The sequence below is a fragment of the Haladaptatus sp. W1 genome (assembly GCF_001723155.1).
Classification (GTDB): Archaea; Halobacteriota; Halobacteria; order Halobacteriales; family Haladaptataceae; genus Haladaptatus; species Haladaptatus paucihalophilus.
In genome coordinates, this window is sequence record NZ_MEIH01000002.1 from 1 (window position 1) to 2,169 (window position 2,169).

2 protein-coding genes are annotated in these 2,169 nt (G+C 55.5%); both read right to left on the bottom strand.

Features of this window, described 5'->3' with window-relative positions; translation table 11 throughout:
- Positions 1-1,088: AI-2E family transporter (locus BG842_RS00045; RefSeq protein WP_069449180.1), on the bottom strand; the 1,088-nt coding region annotated here is incomplete at its 3' end.
- A 541-nt stretch (positions 1,089-1,629) separates the two neighbouring features.
- A complete protein-coding gene (locus BG842_RS00050) occupies positions 1,630-2,037 on the bottom strand; it encodes a DUF5518 domain-containing protein (protein WP_254662787.1) in 408 nt (135 codons plus the stop codon).
- Positions 2,038-2,169 lie beyond the last annotated feature (132 nt).

The following is a 2,169-nucleotide window of genomic DNA, read 5'->3' on the forward strand; positions in this document are numbered from 1 at the left end:
GCGACAATTGTCAATCCCAAGTACGACACCCCTCCAATGAATCCCGTCATCGCGAACATCCGTAGGTATGAATTATGGATTCCACGGCCTGCGGTGCGAGAACTTATCATATAGGGTTGAATCAGGTCTTTTGTGTTCACTGCTCCCCAGCCAACGATAGGAGAGTCACGAACTGCACGCCATGTCGAACGCCAAAGTTCGACTCTTCCAGAGAAACGAATCGATCCAATCGCAAGTGGTCTGATGAAGTTGTCCGATCCGCTAATGATGAGGGAACCGTACACAAGTAGTCCCACTGCTTCTGGAATGCTGCCAACGAAGAGAAGGTAGATCACCGCCGGAATCCAGACGAATGAGGCCCCAATCACTGGGAGCAGCGACAAGACGAACGTGACCACGCCCCAGAAGACGAGATCGTCGAATCCGATGACGAGGAACCCAAGGACTGTCAGTATCGCCTGCACGCCGGCAACGATGACGTTGCCGACCACTGCGGCCCACAGGAGGTCGTCGGTGCGTGCGATCAGTTCAGTCGTCACGTCCGGGTCGAACGGAGCGGCTGTTCGAACCCAGTTGACGAACTGCTCTCCATCCCGTAAGAGATAGAAGAAGGTGAAGAGGAAGATCACGGTTTCGACGACGAACGCCGGGATACCGCCGACGATCTCGACAATACTCCCCAGAAGTCCCCGAATACCGGTTTCGATTGCGCCGGATAGCGGTTCGATGAGAGTCGAGAGGTCGGCCTGTGTTCCGAACAACTCCTGAAAGTACGCTTCGACAGTTGCGATGTCGGGGAGTTCGGCTCCCTGTGCCAGCGCGGCTCCTTGGTCGACCGCGACGCTGACTATCAACAGGAGAGGAACGAGAACGACGACGACCGTGATAAGTATCGTTACGACCGCTCCGATTGTCGCACCCCATCGGCGCGAGAGTCGGTCGTTTATCGGTTCGACGAGATATGCCATTAATCCGCCAAATAGGATAGCCTGGAAAAAGGGCAACACGAGGACGATCGTGAGCGTGCCGACGACTAAGAGAAGAAGCCGGAGGGCGGTCGTCGAGGACAGGTCGTCACCTTCGGTCATGGTCGGTTGTCACTGTCTCCTCCCAGTTGACGCTGCCATTGACCCAGTCCCGATGGTGGCGTCACAAGTGAGAACAAAGTCGACGAGACCGCGTTGCACGACGCGTGATTGGTCGGTCGGCGTGATCCTTCCCTGGTCCTCCCTGCAGGTTTCTCCCTCTGCATCCCCCAATCCCAACAGTCTGACAATCCCGGTGATAATAGACCTTGCGTCGACGGCTTGCCCGCTGGGGCGGGTAATCACTGTTTCTCCAACTGTCCCTCGAAGGCAAGGCAATCCTATACTAAGAGACGTTATTTCCGCTGGTGAGGAAGATCACCACGAGAGGGAAGCGTTCCGGGCGTTCCAACCCGTCTCCGATTCGCGATTAGATTCACCATTAGGTTTTCACGAAGCCGCCATCGACATTGGCACAAACAACCTCTTCGTGTGTTCCACAGCGACTAGTTTCCTGCGTAAAATTCTCAAGTTGCCACTGTGGAGTCGGATAGCCGACCCCAACGGAGGAGTCCTCGCGCTTCAGCGCGGGGAGAATGGTACGTCAGCGGACCTCTGCTCTCGCTGGTTCACGAGTCGTGGTGCGGCGATCTTTCACCCATCCGCCAACGGCGCCAGCAATAGCACCCGGGATCGCTGCTAGGAGCAGGATAAAGAGGCCGAACGAGAACCCTACAATGGCCGGAACAAGACCGGCAAAGAGGACGCCGAATATCGCCCACACAATGAGGAGCACGACACTCCCGATGATGGTGGCGAGTCCGCCGTGTATCGCACCACGTCCCGCACCGACGACCATGTAGCCGGCGACGACGCCTCCCATGAGTCCGGGTATTGCATACACGAGTGTCGTTAACTGTGTAAGGGGAACGAGCCAAACGATGAGTAGTCCGAGGACGAACGCGGTCGCGAATCCGGTGAGTACTGCTCTCCAATTGATGTCCATGATCATCTGATTATAGGCGCTCCATCATGTTAAATATTCTATAAAAATGTCTGACCCATCCGAGGTTTACGTTTCCTCTTTTTTCCTTCACACAGCCACACATTTGGCTACAGATTGAGACTATCTGTGGACATTCGA

Bases quoted from the DNA above. Each gene is read 5' to 3' on its own strand.
- BG842_RS00050 (WP_254662787.1), bottom strand. From the start codon at position 2,037: ATGATCATGGACATCAATTGGAGAGCAGTACTCACCGGATTCGCGACC.